Origin of the sequence: Variovorax sp. (assembly GCF_035634955.1) — a bacterium.
Taxonomy (GTDB): domain Bacteria; phylum Pseudomonadota; class Gammaproteobacteria; order Burkholderiales; family Burkholderiaceae_C; genus Variovorax.
On the sequence record NZ_DASQBZ010000020.1, the window covers coordinates 130,579 to 155,791 of the forward strand.

24 protein-coding genes are annotated in these 25,213 nt (G+C 67.9%); 16 read left to right on the top strand and 8 right to left on the bottom strand.

Annotated features, from left to right (window positions below; all coding sequences use genetic code 11):
- Positions 1-17: 17 nt before the first annotated feature.
- Positions 18-932: a response regulator transcription factor gene (locus tag VES41_RS09945; protein WP_324816214.1), complete on the bottom strand. Its 915-nt coding sequence runs from the start codon at positions 930-932 to the stop codon at positions 18-20.
- On the bottom strand, positions 925-4,308 hold the full coding sequence (locus VES41_RS09950; protein WP_324816216.1) for a hybrid sensor histidine kinase/response regulator: 3,384 nt from the start codon (positions 4,306-4,308) through the stop codon (positions 925-927). Before VES41_RS09950 ends, VES41_RS09945 begins: the two co-directional genes overlap by 8 nt.
- Positions 4,309-4,580: 272 nt before the next feature.
- On the opposite strand from VES41_RS09950, the gene urtA reads away from it, so the two are divergent.
- The 7 genes from urtA to VES41_RS09985 all read left to right on the top strand — a co-directional run bounded on the left by urtA (position 4,581) and on the right by VES41_RS09985 (position 11,267).
- The gene (gene urtA / locus VES41_RS09955) at positions 4,581-5,843 is read left to right on the top strand and encodes an urea ABC transporter substrate-binding protein (RefSeq protein ID WP_324816219.1); all 1,263 of its coding nucleotides are present in this window, start codon (positions 4,581-4,583) and stop codon (positions 5,841-5,843) included.
- Between the two features lie 161 nt (positions 5,844-6,004).
- On the top strand, positions 6,005-6,919 hold the full coding sequence (urtB, locus tag VES41_RS09960; protein ID WP_324816222.1) for an urea ABC transporter permease subunit UrtB: 915 nt from the start codon (positions 6,005-6,007) through the stop codon (positions 6,917-6,919).
- Positions 6,920-6,944: 25 nt separating this feature from the next.
- A complete protein-coding gene (urtC, locus tag VES41_RS09965; RefSeq protein WP_324816224.1) occupies positions 6,945-8,174 on the top strand; it encodes an urea ABC transporter permease subunit UrtC in 1,230 nt (409 codons plus the stop codon).
- A gap of 18 nt (positions 8,175-8,192) precedes the next feature.
- Positions 8,193-8,936, top strand: coding sequence for an urea ABC transporter ATP-binding protein UrtD (gene urtD, locus VES41_RS09970; RefSeq protein ID WP_324816226.1), 744 nt, complete (start codon positions 8,193-8,195; stop codon positions 8,934-8,936).
- Between the two features lies 1 nt (position 8,937).
- Positions 8,938-9,639, top strand: coding sequence for an urea ABC transporter ATP-binding subunit UrtE (gene urtE, locus VES41_RS09975; protein ID WP_324816229.1), 702 nt, complete (start codon positions 8,938-8,940; stop codon positions 9,637-9,639).
- A gap of 34 nt (positions 9,640-9,673) precedes the next feature.
- The gene (gene fmdA, locus VES41_RS09980; RefSeq protein ID WP_324816232.1) at positions 9,674-10,903 is read left to right on the top strand and encodes a formamidase; all 1,230 of its coding nucleotides are present in this window, start codon (positions 9,674-9,676) and stop codon (positions 10,901-10,903) included.
- Positions 10,904-10,919: 16 nt separating this feature from the next.
- Positions 10,920-11,267 (top strand): zinc ribbon domain-containing protein, encoded by a 348-nt coding sequence (locus VES41_RS09985; RefSeq protein ID WP_324816235.1) that lies wholly within the window; start codon positions 10,920-10,922, stop codon positions 11,265-11,267.
- Here VES41_RS09985 and VES41_RS09990 read toward each other — a convergent pair.
- A complete protein-coding gene (locus VES41_RS09990) occupies positions 11,257-11,733 on the bottom strand; it encodes a hypothetical protein (RefSeq protein ID WP_324816238.1) in 477 nt (158 codons plus the stop codon). The two genes, VES41_RS09985 and VES41_RS09990, sit on opposite strands and share 11 nt — an antisense overlap.
- A 113-nt stretch (positions 11,734-11,846) precedes the next feature.
- On the opposite strand from VES41_RS09990, the gene VES41_RS09995 reads away from it, so the two are divergent.
- The gene (locus VES41_RS09995; RefSeq protein ID WP_324816241.1) at positions 11,847-12,044 is read left to right on the top strand and encodes a hypothetical protein; all 198 of its coding nucleotides are present in this window, start codon (positions 11,847-11,849) and stop codon (positions 12,042-12,044) included.
- A gap of 13 nt (positions 12,045-12,057) precedes the next feature.
- Entirely contained in the window at positions 12,058-12,291 is a 234-nt protein-coding gene (locus VES41_RS10000; protein ID WP_324816244.1) for a hypothetical protein, read from the top strand.
- A 38-nt stretch (positions 12,292-12,329) separates the two neighbouring features.
- Here VES41_RS10000 and VES41_RS10005 read toward each other — a convergent pair whose 3' ends face one another.
- A complete protein-coding gene (locus tag VES41_RS10005; protein WP_324816246.1) occupies positions 12,330-12,989 on the bottom strand; it encodes a glutathione S-transferase family protein in 660 nt (219 codons plus the stop codon).
- Between the two features lie 95 nt (positions 12,990-13,084).
- On the opposite strand from VES41_RS10005, the gene VES41_RS10010 reads away from it, so the two are divergent.
- From VES41_RS10010 to VES41_RS10040, 7 genes are all read left to right on the top strand, one after another.
- On the top strand, positions 13,085-13,597 hold the full coding sequence (locus tag VES41_RS10010) for a helix-turn-helix domain-containing protein (RefSeq protein ID WP_324816249.1): 513 nt from the start codon (positions 13,085-13,087) through the stop codon (positions 13,595-13,597).
- Positions 13,598-13,712: 115 nt separating this feature from the next.
- Positions 13,713-14,675 (top strand): TauD/TfdA family dioxygenase, encoded by a 963-nt coding sequence (locus VES41_RS10015; RefSeq protein WP_324816252.1) that lies wholly within the window; start codon positions 13,713-13,715, stop codon positions 14,673-14,675.
- A gap of 17 nt (positions 14,676-14,692) precedes the next feature.
- Entirely contained in the window at positions 14,693-16,042 is a 1,350-nt protein-coding gene (locus tag VES41_RS10020; RefSeq protein ID WP_324816254.1) for an ABC transporter substrate-binding protein, read from the top strand.
- A gap of 3 nt (positions 16,043-16,045) precedes the next feature.
- On the top strand, positions 16,046-16,969 hold the full coding sequence (locus VES41_RS10025; RefSeq protein ID WP_324816257.1) for a sugar ABC transporter permease: 924 nt from the start codon (positions 16,046-16,048) through the stop codon (positions 16,967-16,969).
- 112 nt (positions 16,970-17,081) lie between these two features.
- Positions 17,082-17,861: a carbohydrate ABC transporter permease gene (locus VES41_RS10030; protein ID WP_324816472.1), complete on the top strand. Its 780-nt coding sequence runs from the start codon at positions 17,082-17,084 to the stop codon at positions 17,859-17,861.
- Positions 17,862-17,906: 45 nt separating this feature from the next.
- Positions 17,907-18,995, top strand: a complete 1,089-nt coding sequence (locus VES41_RS10035; RefSeq protein WP_324816260.1) for a sn-glycerol-3-phosphate ABC transporter ATP-binding protein UgpC — start codon at positions 17,907-17,909, stop codon at positions 18,993-18,995.
- A 188-nt stretch (positions 18,996-19,183) separates the two neighbouring features.
- Entirely contained in the window at positions 19,184-20,329 is a 1,146-nt protein-coding gene (locus VES41_RS10040) for a GAF domain-containing sensor histidine kinase (protein WP_324816474.1), read from the top strand.
- A gap of 54 nt (positions 20,330-20,383) precedes the next feature.
- Here VES41_RS10040 and VES41_RS10045 read toward each other — a convergent pair whose 3' ends face one another.
- The 4 genes from VES41_RS10045 to VES41_RS10060 all read right to left on the bottom strand — a co-directional run bounded on the left by VES41_RS10045 (position 20,384) and on the right by VES41_RS10060 (position 25,212).
- A complete protein-coding gene (locus VES41_RS10045; RefSeq protein ID WP_324816262.1) occupies positions 20,384-21,457 on the bottom strand; it encodes an aromatic ring-hydroxylating dioxygenase subunit alpha in 1,074 nt (357 codons plus the stop codon).
- A gap of 74 nt (positions 21,458-21,531) precedes the next feature.
- Positions 21,532-22,581: a porin gene (locus VES41_RS10050; protein ID WP_324816265.1), complete on the bottom strand. Its 1,050-nt coding sequence runs from the start codon at positions 22,579-22,581 to the stop codon at positions 21,532-21,534.
- Positions 22,582-22,603: 22 nt separating this feature from the next.
- Positions 22,604-24,271, bottom strand: a complete 1,668-nt coding sequence (locus tag VES41_RS10055; RefSeq protein WP_324816268.1) for an FAD-dependent oxidoreductase — start codon at positions 24,269-24,271, stop codon at positions 22,604-22,606.
- Positions 24,268-25,212: a VOC family protein gene (locus tag VES41_RS10060; protein WP_324816270.1), complete on the bottom strand. Its 945-nt coding sequence runs from the start codon at positions 25,210-25,212 to the stop codon at positions 24,268-24,270. Before VES41_RS10060 ends, VES41_RS10055 begins: the two co-directional genes overlap by 4 nt.
- Position 25,213 lies beyond the last annotated feature (1 nt).

The window sequence follows — 25,213 nt, forward strand, 5'->3', positions numbered from 1 at the left end:
GGCTACGGCCATGAACCTCAGCCGAGCTGGCCGCTGGCCAGTGCGGCCGCTGCCGCCCGCGTCTCGACGCCGAGCTTCTCGAAGATGTGCTCGAGATGCTTGTTCACCGTGCGCGGGCTCATGCCTAGGATGTCGGCGATGTCGCGGTTGGTCTTTCCCTTGGCCAGCCAGGACAGCACCTCGGTCTCGCGAGGTGTGAGGGCGGCCTCTGCCAGACGGCCGGCATTGCCGCCGCGCTCCTGCGCCAGCAGGAGCATGGTCTCGCCCAGCGTGGAGCTGCCCAGGTTGCGCACCGACAGGCGCACGCCGCTGCTGGTGCCGGCGTGCATCGCCGCGCCGGGCCGCAATGCCGGCGCCAGCGCGCGCGGCAGATGGCCGGCATGCGCCACCGGGCCGAGCTGGGGCAGCCATTGCGCGGCCTGGGGCGACCGCCAGGCAATACGGCCGTGCGCGTCCACGAACACCGCGCCCATGCCGGCCACGTCCACGGCGTCGCGTGCCATGCGGGTGATGCGCGCATTGCGCGTGTGCGTGTGCAGCCGGGCCAGCACTTCCTGCACGCGGATCGGCTTGACGACATAGTCCACGCCGCCGCAGGCGAAGCCCTCGACCACGTCGGGTGTCTCGGACAGGCCGGTCATGAACAGCACCGGGATGTGTGCATGCGCCGGATCGGCCTTGATGCGCCGGCAGGTCTCGAAGCCGGACAGGCCGGGCATCATCCCGTCGAGCAGGATCGCGTCCGGCGCGACGATGTCCAGCCGCTCCAGCGCCGATTCCCCATCGGCGGCCACCAGCACCGTGTAGCCGGCGCCCTCGAGCGCATCGCACAGCAGGCCTAGGCTGCTCGGGGCATCGTCCACCACCAGCACCACGGGGCGGTCGGCAGTGCCTTCGTCGTGCGGCACGTCGTCTTCTCGTTCTTCAGGCATTGAGCGTGTCCGAGTCTTCGGCCAGGGAGGCTCGCAGGCGGTCGAGTTCGAATCGCGCCACCATGCCGCGCAGGTGGCTGCAGGTGGCCGCCAGCGGCGGGTGCGCCTGCGCAAGGCGGTCCAGCGCTTGCTTCAGGCCGCGCACGTGGCCCAGCTGCGCCAGCCGCATCAGTTCGGCCCGCGCATCGTCGGGAAGGCGTTGGAGCGGAGCCGATGCGGGGGCCGTCGTGCCGGCCAGGGGCTGCGTGGGATGGGCCAGCCATTCCAGGCCCAGGTGGCGCTCGAGCACCGCGGTCAGTTCCGATTCGATCACCGGCTTGCCGATGAAAGCCTGGCAGTGCGCGGCCTGCAGGCGTTCGGCCTGGTTCTCGAACACGTTGGCCGAGACGATCAGGATGGGCACCTCGGTGAAGCCGGCTGCGCGCACGCGCACGGCGGCGTCCCAGCCGTCCATGTCGTCCATGCTGATGTCCATGAGGATGGCGGCGGGCAGGTGCTCGCGCAGGCTGTCGAGGCATTCGGTGCCGCTGGCAGCCTCGCGCACGTCGAAGCCGAGCGGCATCAGCATGCCCGCCAGCATCTGCCGCTGCACAGGCTGGTCGTCCACCACCAGCAACGATCGGCGCGGCCCGAAGTAGCCGGAGATGGGGCGGCGCGGCTCGATCTGCGGGCCGGGGTCCGCGACCTTGCGCAGATAGATGCGCACGCTGAACGTGCTGCCGCGCGGCGAACTGTCGGCCAGCGTGAGTTCGCCGCCCATCAACGACGTCAGCAGGCCGGTGATGGTCAGGCCCAGGCCGGTGCCCGGCACGCCGGCCCGGCGTCCGCCGGCGCCGCGTTCGAAAGGCAGGAAGATGCGCTGCCGGTCCTGTGGCGCGACCCCGATCCCCGTGTCCACCACGTCGAAGCGCAGCACCTCGCGGCGGGCATCCACCAGCAGCGTGACGGTCCCGGAGTCGGTGAAGCGCACGGCGTTGGCCAGCAGGTTGATCAGGATCTGGCGCAGCCGCTTGGCATCGGCCAGCACCCATTGCGGCACCTCGCCCGCCGTGGTGTAGACGAACGCCAGGCCCTTGTCCTCGGCCTGCGGCCGCACCATGTGCACGATCTCGCCCAGGAACTGCGGCAGCGCAAGCGGCGAAGGCTCCAGTTGAAGGCGACCGGCCTCGATGCGGGCCAGGTCGAGCAGGCCGTCGATCAGGCCCAGCATGTGCTCGCCGCTCTTGTGGATGGTCGACAGCGCCTCGCGCGGCGGCGGCGAGGCGGCGCCGCCCTTGAGCAGGATCTGCGAATAGCCCAGGATGCTGTTGAGCGGCGTGCGCAGTTCGTGCGTCATGCCGGCCACGTAGCGCGTCTTGGCCTGGTTGGCGCCCTCGGCGACTTCCTTGGCGGCCTGCAGCGCCGCGTCGGTGCGCCGGTGGGCTTCGATCTCGGCCGACAGCAGGTGGTTGTGCCGGTTCGATTCGTCCTGCGCCATGTGCCGGCTTTCGCTGGCGAGCACCACCCACCAGGCGGCCACCACCGCCACCAGTGACAGCAGCGCGAACACTTTGAGGAAGGGCGAGCGCAGCAACTGCGCTCCGCCGCCGGTGATGGTCTCCTGCGCGTACACGATGGCCAGGATGCTGGCGAGCAGCGCCACCAGCGAGCTGGCCACCACCAGGTAGTGGGCGACGCGGAAGTTCAGTCGCGTGGCCAGGCGCTGCGGCAGCAATGCCTTGAGCCAGCCGCTGATCTGCTCGGCCGCGCGCGAGTCGCGCTTGCAACTGTCGTGGCAGCGCGACTCCAGTGTGCAGCACAGCGAGCAGATCGGTGCGCCGTAGGCCGGGCACCAGGCCATGTCCTCCGATTCGAACGGGTTCTCGCACACCGAGCAACGCACGGCCTCGCCCGGCGCCCAGCGCGGCGGATCGGTTCGCGCGAGGTAGTAGCGCCCGCGCGTGTACCAGGCCAGCAGCGGCGAGACCACCATTGCCACCGCCAGCGCGATGAAGGACGAGAACGCCGCCGCCCATTCCCCCAGCAGTCCGGCATAGGCCACGATGGCGACACCGGCGGCCACCACCATCGCGACCAGTCCCACCGGGTTGAGGTCGTACAGGTAGGCTCGCTTGAACTCGATGGTCTTCGGCGAGAAGCCCAGCGGCTTGTTGATCACCAGGTCGGCCACCAGCGCGCCGACCCATGCGATGGCGATGTTGCTGTAGAGCCCGAGCACGCGCTCGAGCGCGCCGAACACGCCCAGCGTCATCAGCAGCACGGCGATCAGCACGTTGAACACCAGCCACACCACGCGCCCCGGGTGGCTGTGGGTGAGTCGCGCGAAGAAGTTCGACCACGCCAGCGAGCCCGCGTACGCGTTGGTCAGGTTGATCTTCAGCTGCGAGACCACCACGAAGACGGTGGTGATGGCCAGCACCCAGGTCGGGTCGTGCAGCACGTAGGCAAAGCCGGCCAGGTACATGCGCGTGGGCTCCACCGCGTGCTCGGCCGGGATCTCGTGCTGCAGGGCCAGGAACGCCAGGAAGGCGCCGCCCATCATCTTGAGCATGCCCGGGCCGATCCAGCCCGGTCCGGCCACCAGCACGGCCGTCCACCAGCGCACGCGGCTCTCCCTCGTCTTCTCCGGCAGGAAGCGCAGGTAGTCCACCTGCTCGCCAATCTGCACCACCAGCGAGAACGCCACCGTGGCGCCGGCGCCGAACATCAGCGGATCGAAGCCGCTGCTGCCGGACGCGCGGCCCACCAGCGAGGTGAAATCGGCGTACAGCTGCGGGTTCTTGGCCAGCACCGCGAGGAAGGGCAGGAAGAACAGCAGGATCCACACGGGCTGCGTCCACAGCTGCAGGCCAGAGATCATGGTGATGCCGCGCATCACCAGTGGAATGATGACCACCGAGGACACCAGGTACAGCACCGGCAGCGGCCAGTCGACGTACATCTGCAGCGCCAGCGACAGTATGGCCGCTTCCAGCGCAAAGAAGATGAAGGTGAAGCTCGCGTAGATGAGCGACGTGATCGTCGAGCCCAGGTAGCCGAAGCCGGCGCCGCGGGTGAGCAGGTCCATGTCGACGCCGTCGCGGGCGGCGTAGTAGCAGATCGGCAGGCCGGTCAGGAATGTGATGAAGCCGACCACCAGGATCGCCCACAGCGCGTTGGTGAAACCGTACGACAGCGCCAGCGACCCGCCGATGGCCTCGAGCGCCAGGAACGAGGTGGCCCCGAACGCGGCGTTGGCGACGCGGAACTCCGACCACTTGCGAAAGCTGCGCGGTGTGTAGCGCAGGGCGTAGTCCTCCAGCGTCTCGTTGGCGACCCAGGCGTTGTAGTCGCGCCGGATGCGGAAGATCTTCTGGCCGGGCAGGGTGGAGGACATGGCGTGGAGCGAAGCAGGGGCGCAGCAGGTGTGTCCTCGGGCTCTGCAAGAACCGGTCCTTCCTTTTCGACGGAGAGCCCGGGGCAACGTTGGCGGCTGGCGCTGCGAGGGAAGGAGTCTCGCGGCGGCGGCGCCGCGCGCCGCTACGTTGAATGACGTATTCGGGTTGCGCAGGACCATTCCTACATTGACGGACATGGTGCTTGACCGCACCGACGACCGCACTGCGATGGTGCAGCGCGACCCTTACGTAGAACTGCCTGGAGTCCTCGATGCCTCGTTCCTCCGACCCTTCCGACCCACTCGACCTGCGTCGCCGACGCCTGCTGCAGGGCGCCGCCGCCCTGCCGGCCCTTGGCCTGGGCGGGCTGGCGCTGGCGCAGACCCCGCCCACGGCGCAGGTCAACACCACCAAGCTGGCGGTGACCGACACCGAGGTGACGGTGGGCCAGCTGCATTCGTCCAGCGGCACCATGGCCATCTCGGAAACCGGCTCGATCCAGGCCGAACAGCTGGCCATCGACCAGATCAACGCCATGGGCGGCATCCTCGGGCGCAAGATCAAGGTCATCAAGGAAGATGGTGCGTCCGACTGGCCCACGTTCGCCGAGAAGAGCAAGAAGCTGCTGGTCAACGACAAGGTGGCCTGCGTCTTCGGCTGCTGGACCAGCGCCTCGCGCAAGGCGGTGCTGCCGATCTTCGAGAAGGAGAACGGCCTGCTGTACTACCCGACCTTCTACGAGGGCCTGGAGCAGAGCAAGAACGTGATCTACACCGGCCAGGAGGCCACGCAGCAGATCATCTGGGGCCTGGACTGGGGCGCCAAGGAGAAGAAGGCCAAGACGTTCTTCCTGGTGGGCTCGGACTACATCTGGCCGCGCACCTCGATGAAGATCGCACGCAAGCACATAGAGACGGTGGGCAAGCTCGGTTCGGTCAAGGGCGAGGAGTACTACCCGCTGGGTCACACCAACTTCAATTCGCTCATCAACAAGATCAAGATCGCCAAGCCCGACTGCATCTTCGCCGCAGTGGTGGGCGGCTCCAACGTGGCCTTCTACAAGCAGCTCAAGGCGGCCGGCATCACCGGCGACAAGCAATTCCTGCTGACGCTGTCGGTCACCGAGGACGAGATGACCGGCGTGGGCGGCGAGAACTTCGCCGGCTTCTACTCGTCGATGAAGTACTTCCAGACGCTGGACAACGCGAACAACAAGAAGTTCGTGGAAGCGTTCAAGGCCAAGTACGGCAAGGACGCGGTGATCGGCGACGTGACGCAGGCCGGCTACCTCGGCCCCTGGCTGTGGAAGGCCGCGGTGGAGAAGGCCGGCAGCTTCGACATCGACAAGGTCGTGGCCGCGTCGCCCGGCATCGAGCTCAAGACCGCGCCCGAAGGCTACGTGAAGCTCGACGCGAACCATCACCTGTGGAGCAAGTCGCGCATCGCGCAGGGCCAGCCCGACGGCACCTTCAAGGTGGTGGCCGAGTCGCCCGAACTGATCAAACCCGATCCGTTTCCCAAGGGATATCAGTAGCCCTTTCCCGTATCGGCTCACGTCGTTCAGCCGAGTACTTCCTCGACGGGGCAACACCTGCGGCCCGGCAATGCCGGGTCCGCGGTGTTCCCGAGGGGGCGTCGCTTCGCCTGCCGCGTGAAGTCCGTGCCATCCCAAGTTAGTTGCGAGAGATCCATGCCATGACTTTTTCGGACATGCTCAACATCGGGCTGATGCAGGGCTTCGCGGGGCTGTCGCTGTTCGCGGTGCTGCTGCTCATGGGGCTCGGCCTGGCCATCATCTTCGGGCAGATGGGGGTCATCAACATGGCCCACGGCGAGTTCATGGCCATCGGCGCCTACACCGTCTACATGTCGGCGCTGTTCACCGAGCACATGGCACCGGGCGCGATGGCCTATTACTTCCCGCTTGCCATCGCGCTGGCCTTCGGCGTCGCCTTCGTGTTCGGCTGGATCATGGAATGGGCATTGATCCGGCACCTGTACAGCCGGCCGCTCGACACGCTGCTGGCCACCTGGGGCGTCAGCCTGGGCCTGCAGCAGTGCTTCCGCACGTTCATCAATCCCAAGGAAGTGAGCCCGACGCTACCCGAGTGGCTGATGGGTTCCTGGGCGCCGGCCGAGGGGCTGGACATCCCGATCAACGGACTGTTCGTGCTGACCCTCACGGGCTTCGTCACCGCCGGCGTGCTGCTGGCCCTGCACCGCAGCCGCTGGGGCCTGCGCGTTCGCGCCACCGTCGCCAACCGCACCATGGCCAATGCCATCGGCATCGACACGAAGAAGACCGACCGCCTGACGTTCGCCATCGGCTGCGGCATCGCCGGCGTGGCGGGCGCCGCCTTCACCACCATCGGCTCGACCGGGCCGACGTCCGGTCAGCTGTACATCGTCGATTCGTTCCTGGTCGTCACCTTCGGCGGCGCTGCCAGCCTGCTCGGCACGGTGGTCTCGGCCTTCGGCATCGCCCAGACGCAGTCGATCTCGGAGTTCTTCATGACCGGCTCGATGGCGAAGGTGCTGACGCTGTCGCTGATCGTCCTCATCCTGATGATGCGGCCGCAAGGGCTCTTCGCCTCCAAGGTCCGCCGCTGATTTCACGCACCGGGAGCAGTTACCCATGAATGCCTTGAAGGCCCTGATCAAGCGATACCAGCTCGGCAGCCTGCTGCTGCTGACCCTCCTTCTGGCGGTGGTGCTGCCGCTCACGCTGGACATCTTCCGTCTCAACCTGGTGGGCAAGTACCTGTGCTACGCCTTCGTGGCCGTCGGCCTGGTGATGGTGTGGGGCTACGGCGGCGTGCTCAGCCTCGGGCAGGGCGTGTTCTTCGGCCTCGGCGGGTACGCCATGGCCATGTTCCTCAAGCTGGAGGCATCGGACCCGCAGAGCACGAAGATCCAGTCCACGCCGGGCATTCCCGACTTCATGGACTGGAACCAGATCACCGAGCTGCCGGCCATCTGGCTGCCCTTCAAGAGCCTGCCGCTGACGCTGCTGGCGGTGGTGGCAGCGCCGATGGCGCTGGCCTGGCTGATCAGCTTCGCGATGTTCAAGCGGCGCGTCGGCGGCGTGTACTTCGCCATCATCACCCAGGCGGTGGCGCTGATCCTCACCGTGCTGATCATCGGCCAGCAGGGCTACACCGGCGGGGTCAACGGCATGACCGACCTGAAGACGATGCTGGGCTGGGACACCCGCACCGACAGCGCCAAGTACATCCTCTACTTCGCCTGCGTCGCGCTGCTGATCGGCTCGATCGTGCTGTGCCGCTGGGTACAGACCAGCAAGCTCGGCACCTTGCTCCTTGCCATGCGCGACAAGGAGGACCGGGTGCGCTTCTCGGGCTACGACGTGTCCAACTTCAAGGTTTTCACGTTCTGCCTGGCCGCCGGGCTTTCCGGTATCGGCGGCGCCATGTTCGCGCTGCAGGTTGGCTTCATGTCGCCCAGCTTCGTGGGCATCGTGCCCTCGATCGAGATGGTGATCTTCGCCGCGGTGGGCGGGCGCATGAGCCTGGTCGGCGCGGTCTACGGCACGCTGCTGGTGAACGCGGGCAAGACGCTGTTCTCGGAGAGTTTTCCGGACCTGTGGCTGTTTCTCATGGCGGCGCTGTTCATCGGCGTGACCATGGCCTTCCCGATGGGGCTGGCCGGCCTGTGGGAAGAAAGGATCAAGCCCTGGTGGCGCCAGCGCGGCGTCACTCGCCGGGCCGAGGCCGAGCGCCTGGCGGCCGCGCACGCCGCCTATCCGGACGTGCTGCCGCCGCGCGCGACCGGCAAGCCGGGCGCCGGCGCGCCGACGACCGCGCACGGCGGCCTGCACGAAGGCATGAGCGGCCAGAGCGCCTGAAACCCAAGGAAAGCCTGCATGAGCAATACCGACTTCGCCCTGGCCGTGGAAGACCTCACGGTGTCCTTCGACGGCTTCAAGGCCATCGACCAGCTGACGCTCTACGTCGACCGCAACGAGCTGCGCGTGATCATCGGGCCGAACGGCGCCGGCAAGACCACGCTGCTCGACCTGATCTGCGGCAAGACCCGGGCCAGTGCCGGCTCCATCAAGTTCAAGAACACCGAACTGACCGGCATGGCCGAGCACAAGCGGGTGCGCCTGGGCATCGGCCGCAAGTTCCAGACGCCGTCCATCTACGAGAACCTGTCGGTGTTCCAGAACCTGGAGGTCTCGTACCCCGCCGGCCGCTCGGTGCTGGGCGCGCTGGCCTTCAAGTGCACCGACGAGGTCAAGGCGCGCGTGCAGGTGGTGGCCGAGGACATCGGCCTGGCCGACAAGCTCGGCACCGAGGCGGGCCTGCTCAGCCACGGCCAGAAGCAGTGGCTGGAGATCGGCATGCTGCTGATGCAGGAGCCCGAGCTGCTGATGCTGGACGAGCCCATTGCCGGCATGAGCGCCAGGGAGCGCGAGCTGACGGCCGAGCTGCTCAAGCGCATCTGCCAGAACCGCGCGGTGATCGTGATCGAGCACGACATGGACTTCGTCAAGCGCATCGCACACAAGGTCACGGTGATGCACCAGGGAAAGATCCTCGCCGAAGGGCCGATGGAGAAGGTGCAGGCCGACCCCAAGGTGATCGACGTCTATCTGGGGCACTGACATGAGCAACATCAACCTGTCGGTCAACGATCTGTTCGTCGCCTACGGCCAGAGCGAGGCACTGCACGGCGTGTCGTTCGACGCCATGGCCAACGAGACGGTGGCCATCATGGGGCGCAACGGAATGGGCAAGACGACGCTGTTCAAGGCGTTGATGGGCATCCTGCCGGCCAGAAGCGGCCGCATCGAGGTGGCCGGCCAGGACGTGACGAAGGACGAGAGCTTTCGCCGCGTGGCCAAGGGCATCGCCTACGTGCCGCAAGGCCGGATGATCTTTCCCACGCTGACGGTGGAGGAGAACATCCAGACGGGCCTGGAGAACAGCGCCACCCGCCGCATCCCCGAGGAAATCTATGCGCTGTTCCCGGTGCTGTTCGACATGCGCAGGCGCCGCGGCGGCAACCTCTCGGGCGGGCAGCAGCAGCAGCTGGCCATCGCCCGCGCGCTGGTCACCGAGCCCAAGGTGCTGTTGCTGGACGAGCCGACCGAGGGCATCCAGCCTTCCATCATCAAGGACATCGCCAAGGCGTTGAACGAGATCCGCAAGATGAAGGGCATCACCATCGTCGTCTCGGAGCAGGTGCTGTCGTTCGCCATGGACGTGGCCGACCGCCTGTTCGTCATCGAGGGCGGCCGGCTCGTCCACGAGACCGCCCGCGACAAGACCGACGAAGCCCACATCAAGGCATACCTGTCCGTCTGAAGTTCCCCGAATCCCAACCCAGGAGAAAGTGAAAATGCCCGATACCCTGATCAAGGTCGACCTGAGCAAGCCCGCACCCAGCAACGAGATGGTGCACAACCGCTGGCATCCGGACATTCCGATGGCCTGCTGGGTCAACCCCGGCGACGATTTCGTGCTCGAGACCTACGACTGGACCGGCGGCTTCATCAAGAACAACGACAGCGCCGACGACGTGCGCGACATCGACCTGACGACCGTGCACTACCTCTCGGGCCCGGTCGGCGTCAAGGGCGCCGAGCCGGGCGACCTGCTGGTGGTGGACCTGCTGGACATCGGCGCCAAGGACGACAGCCTGTGGGGCTTCAACGGTTTCTTCAGCAAGAAGAACGGGGGCGGCTTCCTGACCGAGCACTTCCCGCAGGCACAGAAGTCGATCTGGGACTTCCACGGCATGTTCACCACGTCGCGCCACGTGCCGGGCGTGAAATACGCCGGCCTGATCCACCCCGGCCTGATCGGCTGCCTGCCCGACCCGAAGATGCTGGAGATGTGGAACACGCGCGAGCAGGCGCTGATCGACTCCGACCCCGCCACCAGCGGCCTGGCCAATCCGCCCTTCGCCGGCACGGCCCACATGGGCAAGCTCACCGGCGACGCCAAGGACAGGGCCGCGGCCGCCGGTGCGCGCACGGTGCCGCCGCGCGAGCACGGCGGCAACTGCGACATCAAGGACCTGTCGCGCGGCTCGAAGGTGTTTTTCCCCGTCTACGTGGACGGCGCCGGCCTGTCGGTCGGGGACCTGCACTTCAGCCAGGGCGACGGCGAGATTACGTTCTGCGGCGCCATCGAGATGGCCGGCTGGGTGCACATGAAGGTCAGCCTGATCAAGGGCGGGATGGCCAAGTACGGCATCAAGAACCCGATCTTCAAGCCCAGCCCGATCGTGCCGACCTACAACGACTACGTGATCTTCGAGGGCATCAGCGTCGACGAGAGCGGCAAGCAGTACTACCTGGACGTGAACGTGGCCTACCGCCAGGCCTGCCTGAACGCCATCGAATACCTGAAGAAGTTCGGCTACTCGGGCGCGCAGGCCTATTCGATCCTGGGCACCGCGCCGGTGCAAGGGCACATCAGCGGCGTGGTGGACGTGCCGAACGCGTGCGCCACGCTGTGGCTGCCCACGCAGATCTTCGACTTCGACATCAACCCCAGCGCCGCCGGGCCGACGAAGTTCCTCGACGGAAGCATCGACATGCCGCTGTCGCCCGACCTGCTCTGAGACGAGGACGACGCGCATGCCGACCTACGACTACGAATGCCGCGACTGCGGCGGCTTCGACGCGCTGCGCCCGCTGGCCGAGCGCAACGAGCCCGCGGCCTGCCCGGATTGCGGCGCCGCGGCGCCCCGCGTTTTCGCCAGCGCGCCGCGCCTGGGCCTGCTCGAAGAGGGCACCCGGCGCGCCATGGACGTGAACGAGCGCGCCCGGCATGAGCCGAAGTCGTCGCGGGACTACCAGCGCCTGCGGCACCCGGCGGGTTGCGGCTGTTGCAGCACGTCGGCCCGTTCGCGCAAGGCGACCGTGACGGCGCCCAACGGTGCCAAGTCGTTTCCGGGCAAGCGGCCCTGGATGATCAGCCACTGACAGCGCCGGCGCGCCGTACCGGCACGGTGACGATCACCGTGCTGTGCTGGCCGAGTTCGCGCAGGCTGCCGTGGGCTTCGATGCGCAGGCCCAACTGGCCTTCGCCGCCGTCCAGGTCGGCCAGCAGGTCGGCGACCGGGATGGCGCAGTCCCACGAGCCGGCATCGCGCGGGCCGCATGCCACCTGCGTGCGCATGCGGGCAGCGGCGACGGGCGACGCACGCACGAAGGGGAAAACGTTAACCTGCTCGAGGCGGTCGGTGGCGACGAATGTCAGCACCAGGCGCCCGGCCTGGGCGTCGAGCCGCGTGGGCGTGACGCCGAAGACGACGAACGGCGCATCGTTCGACAGGTAGCGCGTGCGCGAAGGGTAGCCGTCGAGCGTCGAACTCGCACCCGCCGGCGCCGCCGGCAGCAATGCCGTGAGGCCGAGCGCGCTTGCCACGATCATGTCCGGAATTCGCATGATGGGTGTCTCCTGGGATGTAATGCCAAATAGTTCACACTTTTGGGTCCCCTAGTCTGTCCGAATGTAAAAGTACATACCAAAGTATTAGGTCGTGATTAAAGATCGCGGCCATGGAAAGCGATCACGACACCAACCTGGGCTGGTGGACAGACAAGCCCGAACGCCCGACCCGCAGCAGTTCATTTGCGCCGATCCACAGCCGCCCCGCGCCCAAGGCCGAACCGGTATGGCTGAAGGCGGCAGTCGTCGTCACCATCATGGTGGTGTTCGGCTACTCGGTGCTTCGCCTTTTCGGCCTCGTTGCCTGAGCAGGTGCGCGCGATGAAGGAGCAGGGACTGCCGGCCGCCGCGGGCGCGGGCACAAGCAAGCTGCGGCTCAATGCCGAGCAGTGGAGCGTGCTGCAGCGACTGGCCCGCGACGGAGCCTGCGCCGCCGGCGACAGGCCGATTGCCGCCTCGTGGCGGCTCACTTCCCATGGCCTGGTGGCAACCGACCGCAAAGGCTGCGCCTATGTGACGCTGTCGGGCTGGCACCGCTTGCGCCAGGGGCGCTGAGCCATTCCGGCACTGCCGCAGGCGAGCCTGGGCTCCGCTCAGTCGCGGTCGGGTGCGCCCAGAGGGAAAAGGTGCCGGTACGGCCGCGCCTCGTCCACCGCACGTGCGAACGCCGGGCGGGCCAGCAGGCGTGCGCGGTAGGCGCGCAGGTTCGCAAAGGCCGGATCGATCGGGTGGCACCAGTCGGCGTAGAACAGGAACGGCCCGGCGGCGCAGTCGGCCAGGCTGAACATGCCGCCGGCGGCCCATTCGCGGTCCGACATCACGCCGTCGAGCCATGCGTAGGCGGTGTCCAGCATGGCGCGCGCGTCGGCCACGCCCTTGGGGTCGCGTTCGCCGGGGGCGCGCAGGACGTCGAAGACCAGCTTCTGCTGCGGCGTGGAGACGTAGTTGTCGAAGACGCGGTCCATCATCCGCACCTCCACCGCGGCCTGCGCGTCCTGCGGAATCAGCCGCACGGCGCCGGGGCGGGTCGCTTCGAGGTATTCGATGATGGTCGTCGCCTCCATCAGCGTGCGGGTGCCGTCGACCAGCAGCGGGAACCGTCGCATGGGCCAGCGCCGTGCGAACTCGGCGAAGGTGTCCGGCGCGTCGGGCGCCAGCACGCGAGGGGTGAAGGCCACGTCTTTCTCGTAGAAGGCCGTCAATGCCTTCTGGCTGTACGAGGAGAACGGATGAAAGAAGAGTTGCAGGGCCATGCGGTTTCCTTTTCTTCAACTGCTTGTTGTTTGCAAGCAGCGCGTTTCTACCGCTTCCGGTTGCATATTGCAAGCGGTCTCGCGAGAATGGCTTCATGGAAACCGCGCAACGGTCGGGCTGCCCGATCAACCTGACGCTCGAGGTGCTGGGCGATCGCTGGAGCCTGATCGTCATCCGCGACCTGATGTTCGGCAATCGCCGCCACTATCGCGAACTGCAGACGCTTTCCGAGGAAGGCATTGCCACCAACATCCTGGCCGACCGGCTGCGCCGCCTGGTCGAATGCGGCCTGGTCACCCGCGCCGATGATCCCGAACACAGGCAGAAGGCGATCTACAGCCTGACCGAGCCCGCCATCGAGCTCGTTCCGTTGCTGGTCCAGATGGGCGCCTGGGGCCGGCGCCACCTGCCAGCTTCCGAAGAACTGTCCATCCGAGCCGAGCTGCTTGAAAAAGGCGGGCAGCCGCTGTGGGACGAGTTGATGGACGAGTTGCGCTTTCTGCATCTTGGCGCGCCGCGGCCGGCCGACTCCGTACTGGGCAAGCTGCAGGCCGCCTACGAGGCGGTCGTGGCCCGGCGCAGGCGGCGTGCAAGGCGCACCGGCTGAGGCACCGCGACCCGCCGCCGGCGCGTATCGATATGCGCATTCCTTCCAACGCGGATGCGCGCGCGTTCCTAGCATCAGGCTCCTTTCGTGAATCAACTTTCGCAGGAGCTTCAACTTGTCAGCCAGCCCAATCCATCCCGACAGCATCGACAGCCGTTTCGGTGATCTACGCATCCGGCGCGTGGCCGGCCACATCGGCGGCGAGGTGCTCGACCTGCAACTCGGCGCCGACCTTTCGGACGAACGCTTCGGCCATCTGAAGGCGGCGCTGCTGGCGCACAAGGTGCTGTTCGTGCGCGGCCAGTCGCACCTGGACGACGCGTCGCACCAGGCGTTCGGCGAGCGCTTCGGGCGCATCGTGGCGCACCCCACGGTCCCGGCGCCGGGTGGCACGCGGCTGCTCGAGCTCGACGCATCAAAAGGCGGCGGGCGGGCCGATTCGTGGCATACCGACGTGACCTTCGTCGACGCCTTTCCCCGGATATCCATCCTGCGCGGCGTGACGATCCCGGCCTTCGGCGGCGACACCGTGTGGGCCAACACCGCGCGCGCCTACGAACTGCTGCCCGAGCCGCTCAAGCGCCTGGCCGAATCGCTGTGGGCAGTGCACGGCAACGACTACGACTACGCGGCCGACCGGACGAACCTGTCGGCCGAGCGCGTGCGCCATCACCGCGAGGTGTTCGTGTCGGCGCTGTACGAGGCCGAGCACCCGCTGGTGCACGTACACCCGGAGACGGGCGAGCGCGCGCTGATCCTGGGCCACTTCCTCAAGAAGATCGAGGGCCTGGCCAGCGGCGAGTCGCAGCGTCTGTTCGAGCTGTTGCAGGCGCGCACGGTGCGGCTGGACAACACGGTGCGCTGGCAGTGGCGGCAGGACGACGTGGCGATCTGGGACAACCGCGCCACGCAGCACTACGCGGTCAACGACTACGGCGACCAGGCGCGCGTGGTGCGCCGCGTCACCGTGCACGGCGAGACCGCGGTGTCGGTCGATGGACGGCGCAGCCGCACGCGGCGCCGCCCGGAGGCGAGCAACGACGCGACGGTCGATGCCGTGATCGCCGCCAGCGCCTGAGCGGGAGAACGCAAGCCATGAACCACACCGATCAGGGTATCGGCAGGCGCCGCCTGCTGGCCGCCGGCGCCGCATTGGGCGCGGGCGCGCTGCTGCCGGGTCGCGCTCCGGCGCAGGGCGGGGCGAAGAAGTACCAGGGGGTGACGCTCAACGTGTCGACCTTCAGCGCCGCCTATCCGAAGCTGCTGCAGCAATGGCTGCCGGAATTCGAGCAGCTCAGCGGCGCCCGCGTCAACTTCGATGCGCCGTCATTTCCGATCTACAACCAGCGCGCGGACCTGGAGCTGTCGACGCACGGTGCGGCGTACGACGTGGTCAACGTCACCTTCATCTACTCCAGTCGCTGGATCGGCTCGGGCTGGCTGACGCCGCTGGACGACTACATCCGCAACCCGAACCTGACGCCGTCCGACTTCGACCTGCAGGACTTCCTGCCCGGCGCCCTCGCGCCCGAGTCCGGGGCGGACGGCAAGCTCTACGGCATTCCGTGGACGGCCGAGGCGCTGCTGTCGGTGTCGTCGCGCTTCGACCTGGTGCAGCAGGCCGGCCTGGCGTACCCGGAGACCACCGACGACCTGGTGAAGGTGTTGCGCGCGGTCAACAGGAAGGAGCGGGTGGCCGGCTTCGTCTCGGACAGCCACTACGGCTGGACCTTCGTGCCCTATCTGCATGCCTTCGGCGGCGACGTGTTCCGCAAGGCGCCGGACGACCTCTTTCCCACGCTGGACACGCCCGAGGCCGTGGCCGCGGCCGACTACTACGCCAACCTGCTGCGCGAGTTCGGCCCGGACGGTGCCATCACCTACCAGCCGGACCAGGTCACGCAGGCGCTCAAGCAGGGGCGGGTGAACTTCTCCGACGCCGGGCAACTGCACCTGGCGCAACTGGGCGATCCGGCGTCCAGCAGGACGATCGGGACGCTGAAGTTCGGCCAGGTCCCCAAGGGACCGGCGGGCCGCTTTCCGGGAACCTCGGTCCACGGCCTGGGCATCCCGGCCGGCTCGAAGAACAAGGAGGCGGCCTGGGCCTTCATCCAGTGGGCGTTGTCGAAGAAGACGACGGCGCGCGCCGTGGCGGCCGGCTACGGATCGCCGGCGCGGCGCAGCGACATCGACTCGCAGGCCTACCGCACGCGTCAGGTCATCAACGGCAGCGACCTCGCCCGGCTGGCGCTCGACTCGATCGAGCAGGCCTCGAAGTCGGGCCACATGAAATACCGCACCGTGGCCGTCTATCCGCAGGTGGACCAGCAACTGAACAAGGCCATCGCGCTCATCGCCAGCGGGCAGGCGGGCGCGAAGCAGGCGATGCAGCAGGCCCAGGCGCAGTCGATTGCCGAGCTCAAGCGCTCGGGGCTGAGCCTGTAAGCCATGGCAACGCTCTCCTGGACTGCTGCCGGCGCCGGCTGGCAGGCGCAGCGCAGCCGCGCGTTCGCCTTCGGCCTGGCGCCGTCGCTGGCGGTGCTGCTGGTCATCACGCTGGTGCCGGCGGCGGCGCTGCTGGTGGGCAGCCTCACGCCGCTGTCGCTGACCGATCCGGCCGCGACGTTCCGCTTCGACGATCCGCTGGTGAACTATCGGCACCTGCTCGAAGACGGGCGCTTCCTGGACTCCATCGGCACGCAGCTCAAGCTGTCGGTGGCCAGCGTGGCGCTGCAACTGGGCGTCGGCCTGGGCCTTGCACTGCTGCTGGATGGGCGTTCGCGCATCCTGCAGGCGAGCCGCACGGCCTTCCTGATCCCGATGGTGCTGCCGCCGATCGTCGTGGCGCTGATCTGGAAGATCCTCTACACACCCGACATCAGCCCGATGCACCGGGCCCTGGAGGCGATCGGGCTGCCGGTGCATTCGCTCATCGCCAACGCCGACACCGCGCTGTGGGCGATCGCCGTGGCCGACACCTGGCAGTGGTTCCCCTTCACCATGCTGATGGTGCTGGCCGCGCTGCAGACGCTGCCGGCCGATCCGGTGGAGGCGGCGAGCCTGGACGGTGCCAGCCGCTGGCAGCTGTTTCGCTATATCGTCCTTCCCCACATCCGGCCGGTGCTGGTGGTGTGCGGCCTGTTCCGGCTGATCGACAGCTTCAAGGCCTTCCCCCTCATCTACGTCCTCACCGACGGCGGGCCGGGCACCGTGACCGAGGTCACCAACTACTACGGCTTCATCCAGGCCTTCAACTTCTCGTACTGGGGCTACGGCAGCGCGATCGCCGTTGTGATCCTGGCCGGGGTCTTCCTGTTGAGCTGGGGCGTGGGCAAGCTGGGATGGAACAGTCATGAGCACCCTGGGCATTGAAGTTTCGCTGCAGGCGCCGGCATCGGCCGCACCGCCCCCCGAGATCCGCCTTGCGCCACCGCGCGCGGCGCGCCCGGCGCGAGCCGGCTGGCTGCGGCGCAACGTGCGCGGCATGGCGGCGCTCGTGGTGCTGGTGGCGGTGCTGGCGCCCTTCCTGTGGCTGGTGCAACTGGCCTTCCGGCCGGCAGACCGGATCTTCGACGAGGCGCTCGGGTTCACGCCGACGCTGGCCGGCTTCACCAGCCTGCTGCAGGGCAACTTCGTGCGCTCGTTCGCCAACAGCCTGGTGGTGAGCACGCTGTCGACCGTGCTGTCGCTGGCGATCGGCGTGCCGGCGGCGTATGCGCTTACGCGCTGGAACTTCCCCGGTCGCCGGCACGTGGCACTGTGGATCCTGGTCACGCGCATGGCGCCGCCGATCGCCTTCACCATTCCGTTCTTCCTGGCCTATCGCTGGCTGGGCCTGCAGGACACGGTGGTCGGGCTGGCGCTGGTGTACCTCACCTTCAACCTGGCGATCGTCATCTGGCTGATGCAGACGTTCTTCGAGTCGGTGCCGGCCTCGCTGGAAGAGGCCGCCTGGATCGACGGCTGCGGCATCTGGCAGGCCTTCTGGCGCATCACGCTGCCGCTGGCGGCGCCCGGGCTCGCAGCCACGGCGGTGCTGTGCTTCGTGTTCTCGTGGAACGACTTCTTCTACGCGCTGATCCTGACCCGGACACAGGCGGTCACCGCGCCGGTGGCGATCGTCAACTTCCTCCAGTACGAGGGCTGGGAGTGGGCCAAGATCGCCGCCGCCGGCACCCTGGTGGCGCTGCCCGTGGTGATCTTCACGGTGCTGGTGCGCCGCTACCTGGTGCACGGCCTGACGGCCGGCAGTGTGAAGGACTGAAAGAAGACTGGCCCCGGAGGGGCTTCATTGCACAACGGACAAGACATGGCTTCACTTCATCTCAAACAGGTCTTCAAGCACTACGACCAGACGCCGGTGATCCACGGCGTGGACATCGACATCGACGACGGCGAGTTCGTCGCGCTGGTGGGCCCGTCGGGCTGCGGCAAGTCCACGCTGCTGCGCGCGGTCGCCGGGCTCGAATCCATCAGCGCTGGCGAGATCCGCCTGGGCGGACGCGTCATCAACGACGTGGCGCCGCGCGACCGCGGCATCGCCATGGTGTTCCAGAACTACGCGCTGTATCCGCACATGTCCGTGCGCGACAACCTGGGCTTCGCGATGAAGCTGCAGGGCGTGGCCAAGGGCGAGATTGCCCGGCGCGTGCTGGAGGTGGCGCACGTGCTGGGGCTTGGCGCGCTGCTCGACCGCAAGCCGCGCCAGCTCTCCGGCGGCCAGCGCCAGCGCGTCGCCATGGGCCGGGCCATCGTGCGCCGGCCCGACGCCTTCCTGTTCGACGAGCCGCTGTCCAACCTCGACGCCAAGCTGCGCGTGCGGATGCGAACCGAGATCCGCGCGCTGCACCAGCGGCTGGGCACGACCACGGTCTACGTCACGCACGACCAAGTCGAGGCCATGACCATGGCCGACCGCATCGTCGTGCTCCAGGGAGGGCGGGTGGAGCAGGCTGGCACGCCACTGGAACTCTACGACCGGCCGTGCAACGCCTTCGTCGCCGGCTTCATCGGCTCGCCGGCGATGAACCTGCTGCCCGGACGGGTCGTGTTCGGCGACGGTGGTGCGCGGGTGGTGACCGATGACGGGCTGCACCTGCCGCTGCCGCCAGGCAGCGCGCCGGCGGCGCGCGAGGGCACGGAGGTGCTCTACGGCGCGCGGCCCGAGCATTTCGAGATCGGCCCGCCCGATGCCGGCGGCGGCGGCCTGCCGGCCGAGGTGATCGTGGTGGAACCCACCGGCGCCGAAACCCAGGTGGCACTGCGCGTGGGCCGCCACGAAGTGCTGGCGGCCTTGCGCGAGCGGGTGCGCGCCCGGCCCGGCGAAGCGCTGGCACTGCGCCCGCAGGCGGCGCATGCGCATCTGTTCGACGCGGGCAGCGGGCTGCGGCTGAACTGACCTGTGCCGGTGCCGGTGCCGGTGCCGGTGCGCGGCAGGACCGGCGCCGGGCGACGGCGCCGGATTGCGCGCGCTTGCCCCATCTCCCGGGCGGGGTTGTAATCTGCACTTTCCAGGGAGATCCGAAAGTGGACGACAGCCCCGAAGCCATTGGCCGTGACATTGCAGCAATAGGCCGTATCAGTGCCGTGCCGGCGCTGTTGCGGATCGTCTGCGACAACACCGGAATGCGGTTCGCCGCCGTGGCGCGAGTCACGGACGGAACCTGGACCGCCTGCGCGGTCGAGGACGGTATCGACTTCGGGCTTCTGCCGGGCGGGCAACTCGACGTCCACACCACGCTGTGCAAGGAGGCCCGGGCCGCACGCCAGCCGGTCGTCTTCGACCATGCAAGCGAAGACCCGACCTATCGCGACCATCACACGCCGAGGATCTACGGCATCGAGAGCTACATCTCGGTGCCGATCATCCGGCCGGACGGGGAATACTTCGGAAACCTGTGCGCAATCGATCCGCGGCCCAACATGGTCTCCGGCGTCAAGACGGTGGCCATGTTCCAGAGCTTCGCGGAACTCATCGGGCGCCAGCTCGCGCTCGAACAGCGCCGTGAGGCCACCGAGGTGGCATTGCTCGACGCGCGGCAGACCGCCGAGCTGCGAGAGCAGTTCATCGCGGTGCTCGGTCACGACCTGCGCAACCCGTTGGCGTCGGTAGGCGCCATCGGCGAAATCCTGGTCAGGCGCCCGGAACCGGATGTCGCGAAGTACGGAGACCGCCTTCGCGCCAACACGCGCCGCATGTCGAAGCTCATCGACGATGTGCTGGACCTCGCCCGCGGACGGATGGGATCGGGCATCGGCGTTTGCATCGAGGCGGTCGCGCAACTCGAGGCGGCGTTGCGCGACGTCGTGGCCGAGCTGCGCGACTCGCATCCGCAATGGCATATCCGGGAAACCTATCGCATGCGCGGGCACGTGGAGTGCGACCTGGGCCGGGTGCAGCAGTTGCTCTCCAACCTCGTGGGCAATGCGTTTGCCTACGGCGACCCTGCCCGGCCGGTGGTGGTCGAAGCGACGCTCGACGCCGAATGGCTCGAGATCGGCGTTCGCAACTGGGGCGAGCCCATTCCTCCGGCCAACCTCGAGAAGATATTCGAGCCGTACTGGCGACCGGCGCAGAGCAAGCCGGGCGGCGGACTCGGCCTCGGCCTGCACATCTGCTCGCAGATCGTCAAGGCACACGGCGGCACCCTGCACGTGAGTTCGTCCAGGGAAAGCGGCACCTGCTTCACGGCTCGGCTGCCGGCGCGCCGCGGATCGACGGCGATTGCGTAGCGGCGCCGCGCTGGCACAAAAGCCTGCCGGGTTCGACGCACTACGCCCAAAGCCCTAGTCGAGCGCCGCCGGCGCAGAGGCGGGAGCAGGCTCGACGGGCGCCACCGTCTCGGCCTCGGCCCGCAGCATCGCGGCCACGCGGCGCCTGGCTGCGACCATGCCACCGTCGGAGGCGATCATGACCAACGGCTCGGGCTGCCGGTTGAGCGACGCCTGCTGCGCCTCGACGATGTCCTTGTCCTCCGAGAACGTGATCCTCAGGCTGTCGAGACGCTGCTCTCCGATGGACCTGCCGGCCACGTGGCTGCGCGCCCCCGACCAGAAGTAGTGGGTCGTCGTCTCCGTTTCGGGGGTCTGCGCGTTGAAACCCCAGAACAGCAGCGCATCGTCGCGCAAGCCTTCGCGCGCGCCGGTGCCGGTGTCCATGGCGCCGGTGTGAATCCTCACGACGGCCGGCGCGAAGAACTCGATCTCCATCCATCGATCGATCCGCGGCGTGCGGAATTCGTGCACCGCGATATACGAAGGCGGCGGCACCGAATCCGGCATCCATCGCTCGACGCGCACGCCGTGCTCCGTGGCCCGGGTCCTGCTCACGGCCTCCGAATGGGCTTGTGGGGTGCCGCCGATCGTGCGGTTGTGAACGTAGCCGACGTGTGTCAGATCCATTAGGTTGTCGGTGATCAACTGGTAGTTCGCCTGGACCAGGTACCTGTCCTTGAGGAACGTCCACTCCGGGCTCTGCGCGAACGGGTGGGAAACGATGAGGGTGTCGTCGGCGCTGGCCGGGTCGCCCATCCATACCCACACCATGTTGTCGCGCTCGCGTACGGGGTAGGACCGCACGCGCGCCGCCGGAGGTATCCGCTCCTGGCCCGGCACACGCACGCAGGCGCCCGTGCGGTCGAACGTCAGCCCGTGGTAGCCGCACGTGACGCAGTCGTCCTGCACGCGCCCATGGGACAACGGCAGCCCGCGGTGGCAGCAGCGGTCCGCAAGTGCGGCCGGGCTGCCGTCCGCGAGCCGATAGAACAGGACAGGGTCGCCCAGCAGTGTGCGCGACAGCATTGCGCCGGCGGCGATCTCGTCCGACCAGGCGCCCACATACCATGCGTTTCTTACGAACATGCGCTCGATCCTTTCATTCGATTGAAGGGGCGATGCCCGCTCGCCGCTGCCAGCGGGCGGGACACCTTTCCCGATCAGAACCTGTGCATCAGGCCAACGACGATGCCGCGCTGGTCCTGGCCCGCGATGGCCGTGGCCGGAGCGACAACACCCTGTGTGCTTGCGGCGTCGTTGTCGGAGAAGCCCACGTTCGCATACAGCGTGCTGCGCTTGGACAGGGCATAGAGCACCGACAGGGCATACAGGTTGCTGTCGGCGTCCTGCGCGCGCGCATCGTGGTGATAGATGGCACCGCCGACGGACAACGCCGGCGTCGCCTTGAACCCGACGCCGGCCCAGTAGGTGCGCCGCTCCAGCGCCGGGGTGATCGAGCGGTCCAGGTCGATCAGTCCGAGGTAGCCCTTCCAGCGGCTCCATTCGTAGGTGCCGGCGGCCACCCAGCGCCGTTCGTCCTGGTCGGCGCTGACGGCCGTCACGCCCTGGCGCTGGTCGTAGGCCAGCATGGCCGAGAGCCCGTTGGTGGCATAGACGATCGACGCGCCCATCTCGCGGCCGATCTTGCTGTCGCCGGGGACTTCGGAGCCGTTCGGAATCTGCGAGTCGTAGCCGAAGCTGTATTGCGCCGACACGCTCACGGGCCCGAACGACTTCAGGTAGCGCACGGCGTTGTCCACGCGTCCGCCGACGACCGGATCCGCACTGAAGAGCGAATAGCGGTTGTAGACCATCGGATCGAAGGGGATGGCGACGTCGAAGATCGCATTGCGGTGGCGGCCCAGGGACACCGCGCCGAGGTCGCTTTCCAGCCCGACGTAGGCCAGGCGGCCGAACATCCGGCCGCCTTGCTGCAACTCGCCCGAGTCGATGCTGATGCCCGACTCGAGCGCAAGGAAGGCCTTTGCGCCGCCGCCAAGATCTTCGGTGCCGCGGAAGCCTAGTCGTGAGCCCGCCTGGCCACCGGAGATCACGCGCGAAACATTCCCTCCCGGCGCCGGGGGCAGCTTGTCGACGTACTCGATGCCGACGTCGGCAATGCCGTAGATGGTGACGGAACTCTGTGCCGCTGCGACGTGGCAGGCGCACAGGGCCACGCTGGCCAGCGCGATTTGGCCGGTTATCTTCATTTGATGTCTCCGTGGAGGGTTTCTAGTGGTTTGCGGCGGCGTGCCCAGGCGGGTTGCCGTCGTCTTTCGCCCATGGGCGTCCTGTCACCTGCGCCATCAAGGCGTCAGGTGACGGGAGGTGGTCGCCGCGCCAGGCGATGTGCTGGTCGGGGCGGATCAGTGCATACCGGCAGCCATACAGCGCATGGACTTGCGCGTCGTCGATGCGAAGCAGCGTCAGCGGCACGCCGGTCCGACCGGCGCGGTCGATCCAGGCTTTCTCGGTGTCGTCATCGGGCTCGCCGAGCGCGAGCAGCGTGAAATCGCGCCCCAGGCGATCGAAGAGCGAAGCTCCCGGTTCGTCACGCGCGGCCAGCCAGGCATGTGGTGCCCTGCAGCCGGGAAAGGAAGATGGCACATAGGCGGACGGATCCTCGGGCGGCGGCGTGCCGTCGTCGTATGCGATCACGGGCGAGGCCTGGTAGCGGCATCCGAGCACGATCCCGAGCGAATGGAACTCCCGCGTCTTGTGCTCGGCCACCAGCCGTGCGGTTCGAGCGCGCGCTGCATCGCCTTGCGCGCCGGACTCTTCGAGTCGCGGATCGGCCAGGTCCGCGGTTCTCACCGAATGGTTGAGCACTGCCTCGTCCATGACGCGGCGATGCACGGGGCGGCGCTCTGCTTCGTAGCTTTCGAGCAAGGTGGGCGAGCCCCAGCCCTTGATCTCGGCTGCCAGCTTCCAGCCCAGGTCCACGGCGTCGCCGATTCCCAGGTTCATGCCGTAGCCGCCGTAGGGGGGATGCAGGTGGCATGCGTCGCCCGCCAGGAAGACGCGGCCGCGCCGGTAGGTGTCCGCCAGCAGATGGTGCGCCTGCCAGTCCCCCACCGAGAGGATTTCCGGGTCGAGGTCATCGAAGCCGGATGCCAGGCGAATGGCGTCTTCGGGCGACAGGCGTTCGGCGGCCTGAACCCCCAGGCCGAGGTACCACACGTCGTCCCGATCCATGGGGCCGAGGACAGCGGGAATCTGCGCGTTGACGAGCCAGTACATGACCGCCGGGCGCAGCTGTGCTCGCGCGAGCAGCCCCGGCTGCCGGAAGATGATCATGCGGTTGAACGACAGGCCGCCGGTGCCATGCATTGCGATGCCGACCAAGCCCCGCACCGTGCTGCGAGCACCATCGGCGCCGATCACGTAGCGTGCGCGAATGGTCTCGCGCCTGCCACCGGCCTCCAGGGTTGCTTCTACAGCATCCGGGTGTTCGTTCAGTCCGGTCAGCCGCGTGGAGAAGCGCACGCACACATCCTCGAGGCCGGCGACATGCTGGGCGAGGACGCACTCGAGAACGTACTGGGGAACCCACTGTGCGTGCGCAGCGTACAGCGGGTTCTGACCCGGCGCACAGTAGAAGGCGTTTGGCACGCGCGCAATCTCGATGCCGTTCAGCCGCGTGGCAAAGCAGATGTCGGACGGGTAGTCCACGCCCAGTGGTGCCTGTTCCCGCAACCGTTCGAGAATGCCCCAGCGGCGCAGATGCTCGCAGGTGCGCACGTTGGTCGTCTTGGCACGCGGCGCGTTGCCGCCGCGAGGTTCTGCCTCGACCACCATGACGCGAACGCCGCGGTGGGCCAGTTCGATCGCGGCCGCCAGGCCCACCGGTCCGGCGCCGACGATCAGCACCTCGGTATCGAGCGAATCGCGCGCGCTCATCGGGCCTGGCCCCCCGCGTCCCGAGCCTGGGGCAGGGGTGGCGCCCACTGGGCCAGGATGTCGGGCGAGTTCAGATGGCGGCCGGCCGCGGCGCCTTCGTTGAACACGTCGCCGTCGGCATAGTGCTCCACGATGTTGCCCTCGGGGTCGTACCAGTAGTCGAATATCTGGCTTCCCAGGACATGGCGGCCGATTCCCCATCGGTGCGTCCAGCCGCGGCGCTGCAGCACCTGGTGCGCGCTGCCCAGCGCGTCGAACGATGCCATCTCGAACGATGCATGGTGCGCCGTGCCGGGACTGGAGAGCGATTGCACGAAACCGATGCTGTGATGGTCCACGTATTCGTCACCGCGCGACAGCCGGTAGAAAGCGCCGACCAGTTCGCCGGCGGCCTCGGCATGCAGGCTGTCGGACAGCCGCAGGCCGAGGTGTCTTGCATACCACTGCCCGCTGGCATGCACATCGCGCACGTTGAGCAGCACGTGGCCGAGGCGGAAGACCTCGGACCGTTCGCTGCCTACGCGCACTGGGACGCCCAGGCGTTGCCGTTGCCAAGGCAGGTTCGGCGCCGGCGCGGGTGTCGCCGCGTAACCGGCCCGGCTCGGCCGAGTCCAGTGCACCAGCCGCACCTCGACACCGTCAGGATCGATCAGCCGCACGCAGGCCCCTTCGGCTGGTCCGGCGACCGGTTCGATCGACGAAGCGCCTTCCAGGCAGGCGGCTTCGGCAAGGTCCTGCCGCGATTCGACCTCGAAGGCGATCCAGGCCAGTCCCGTCCGGTGCGACGGCACGCAGACATGCACGAAGGGCGCGGCGTCCGTGCCGCCCATGTAGAGGCGCCCATCGTCCAGCGCGACTGGGCGCATGCCGAAATCGGCCAGGAACTCCGACATCCGCGCCACATGCGTCGCGAAGTAGGCCACGTGGGAGATCGACTTCACG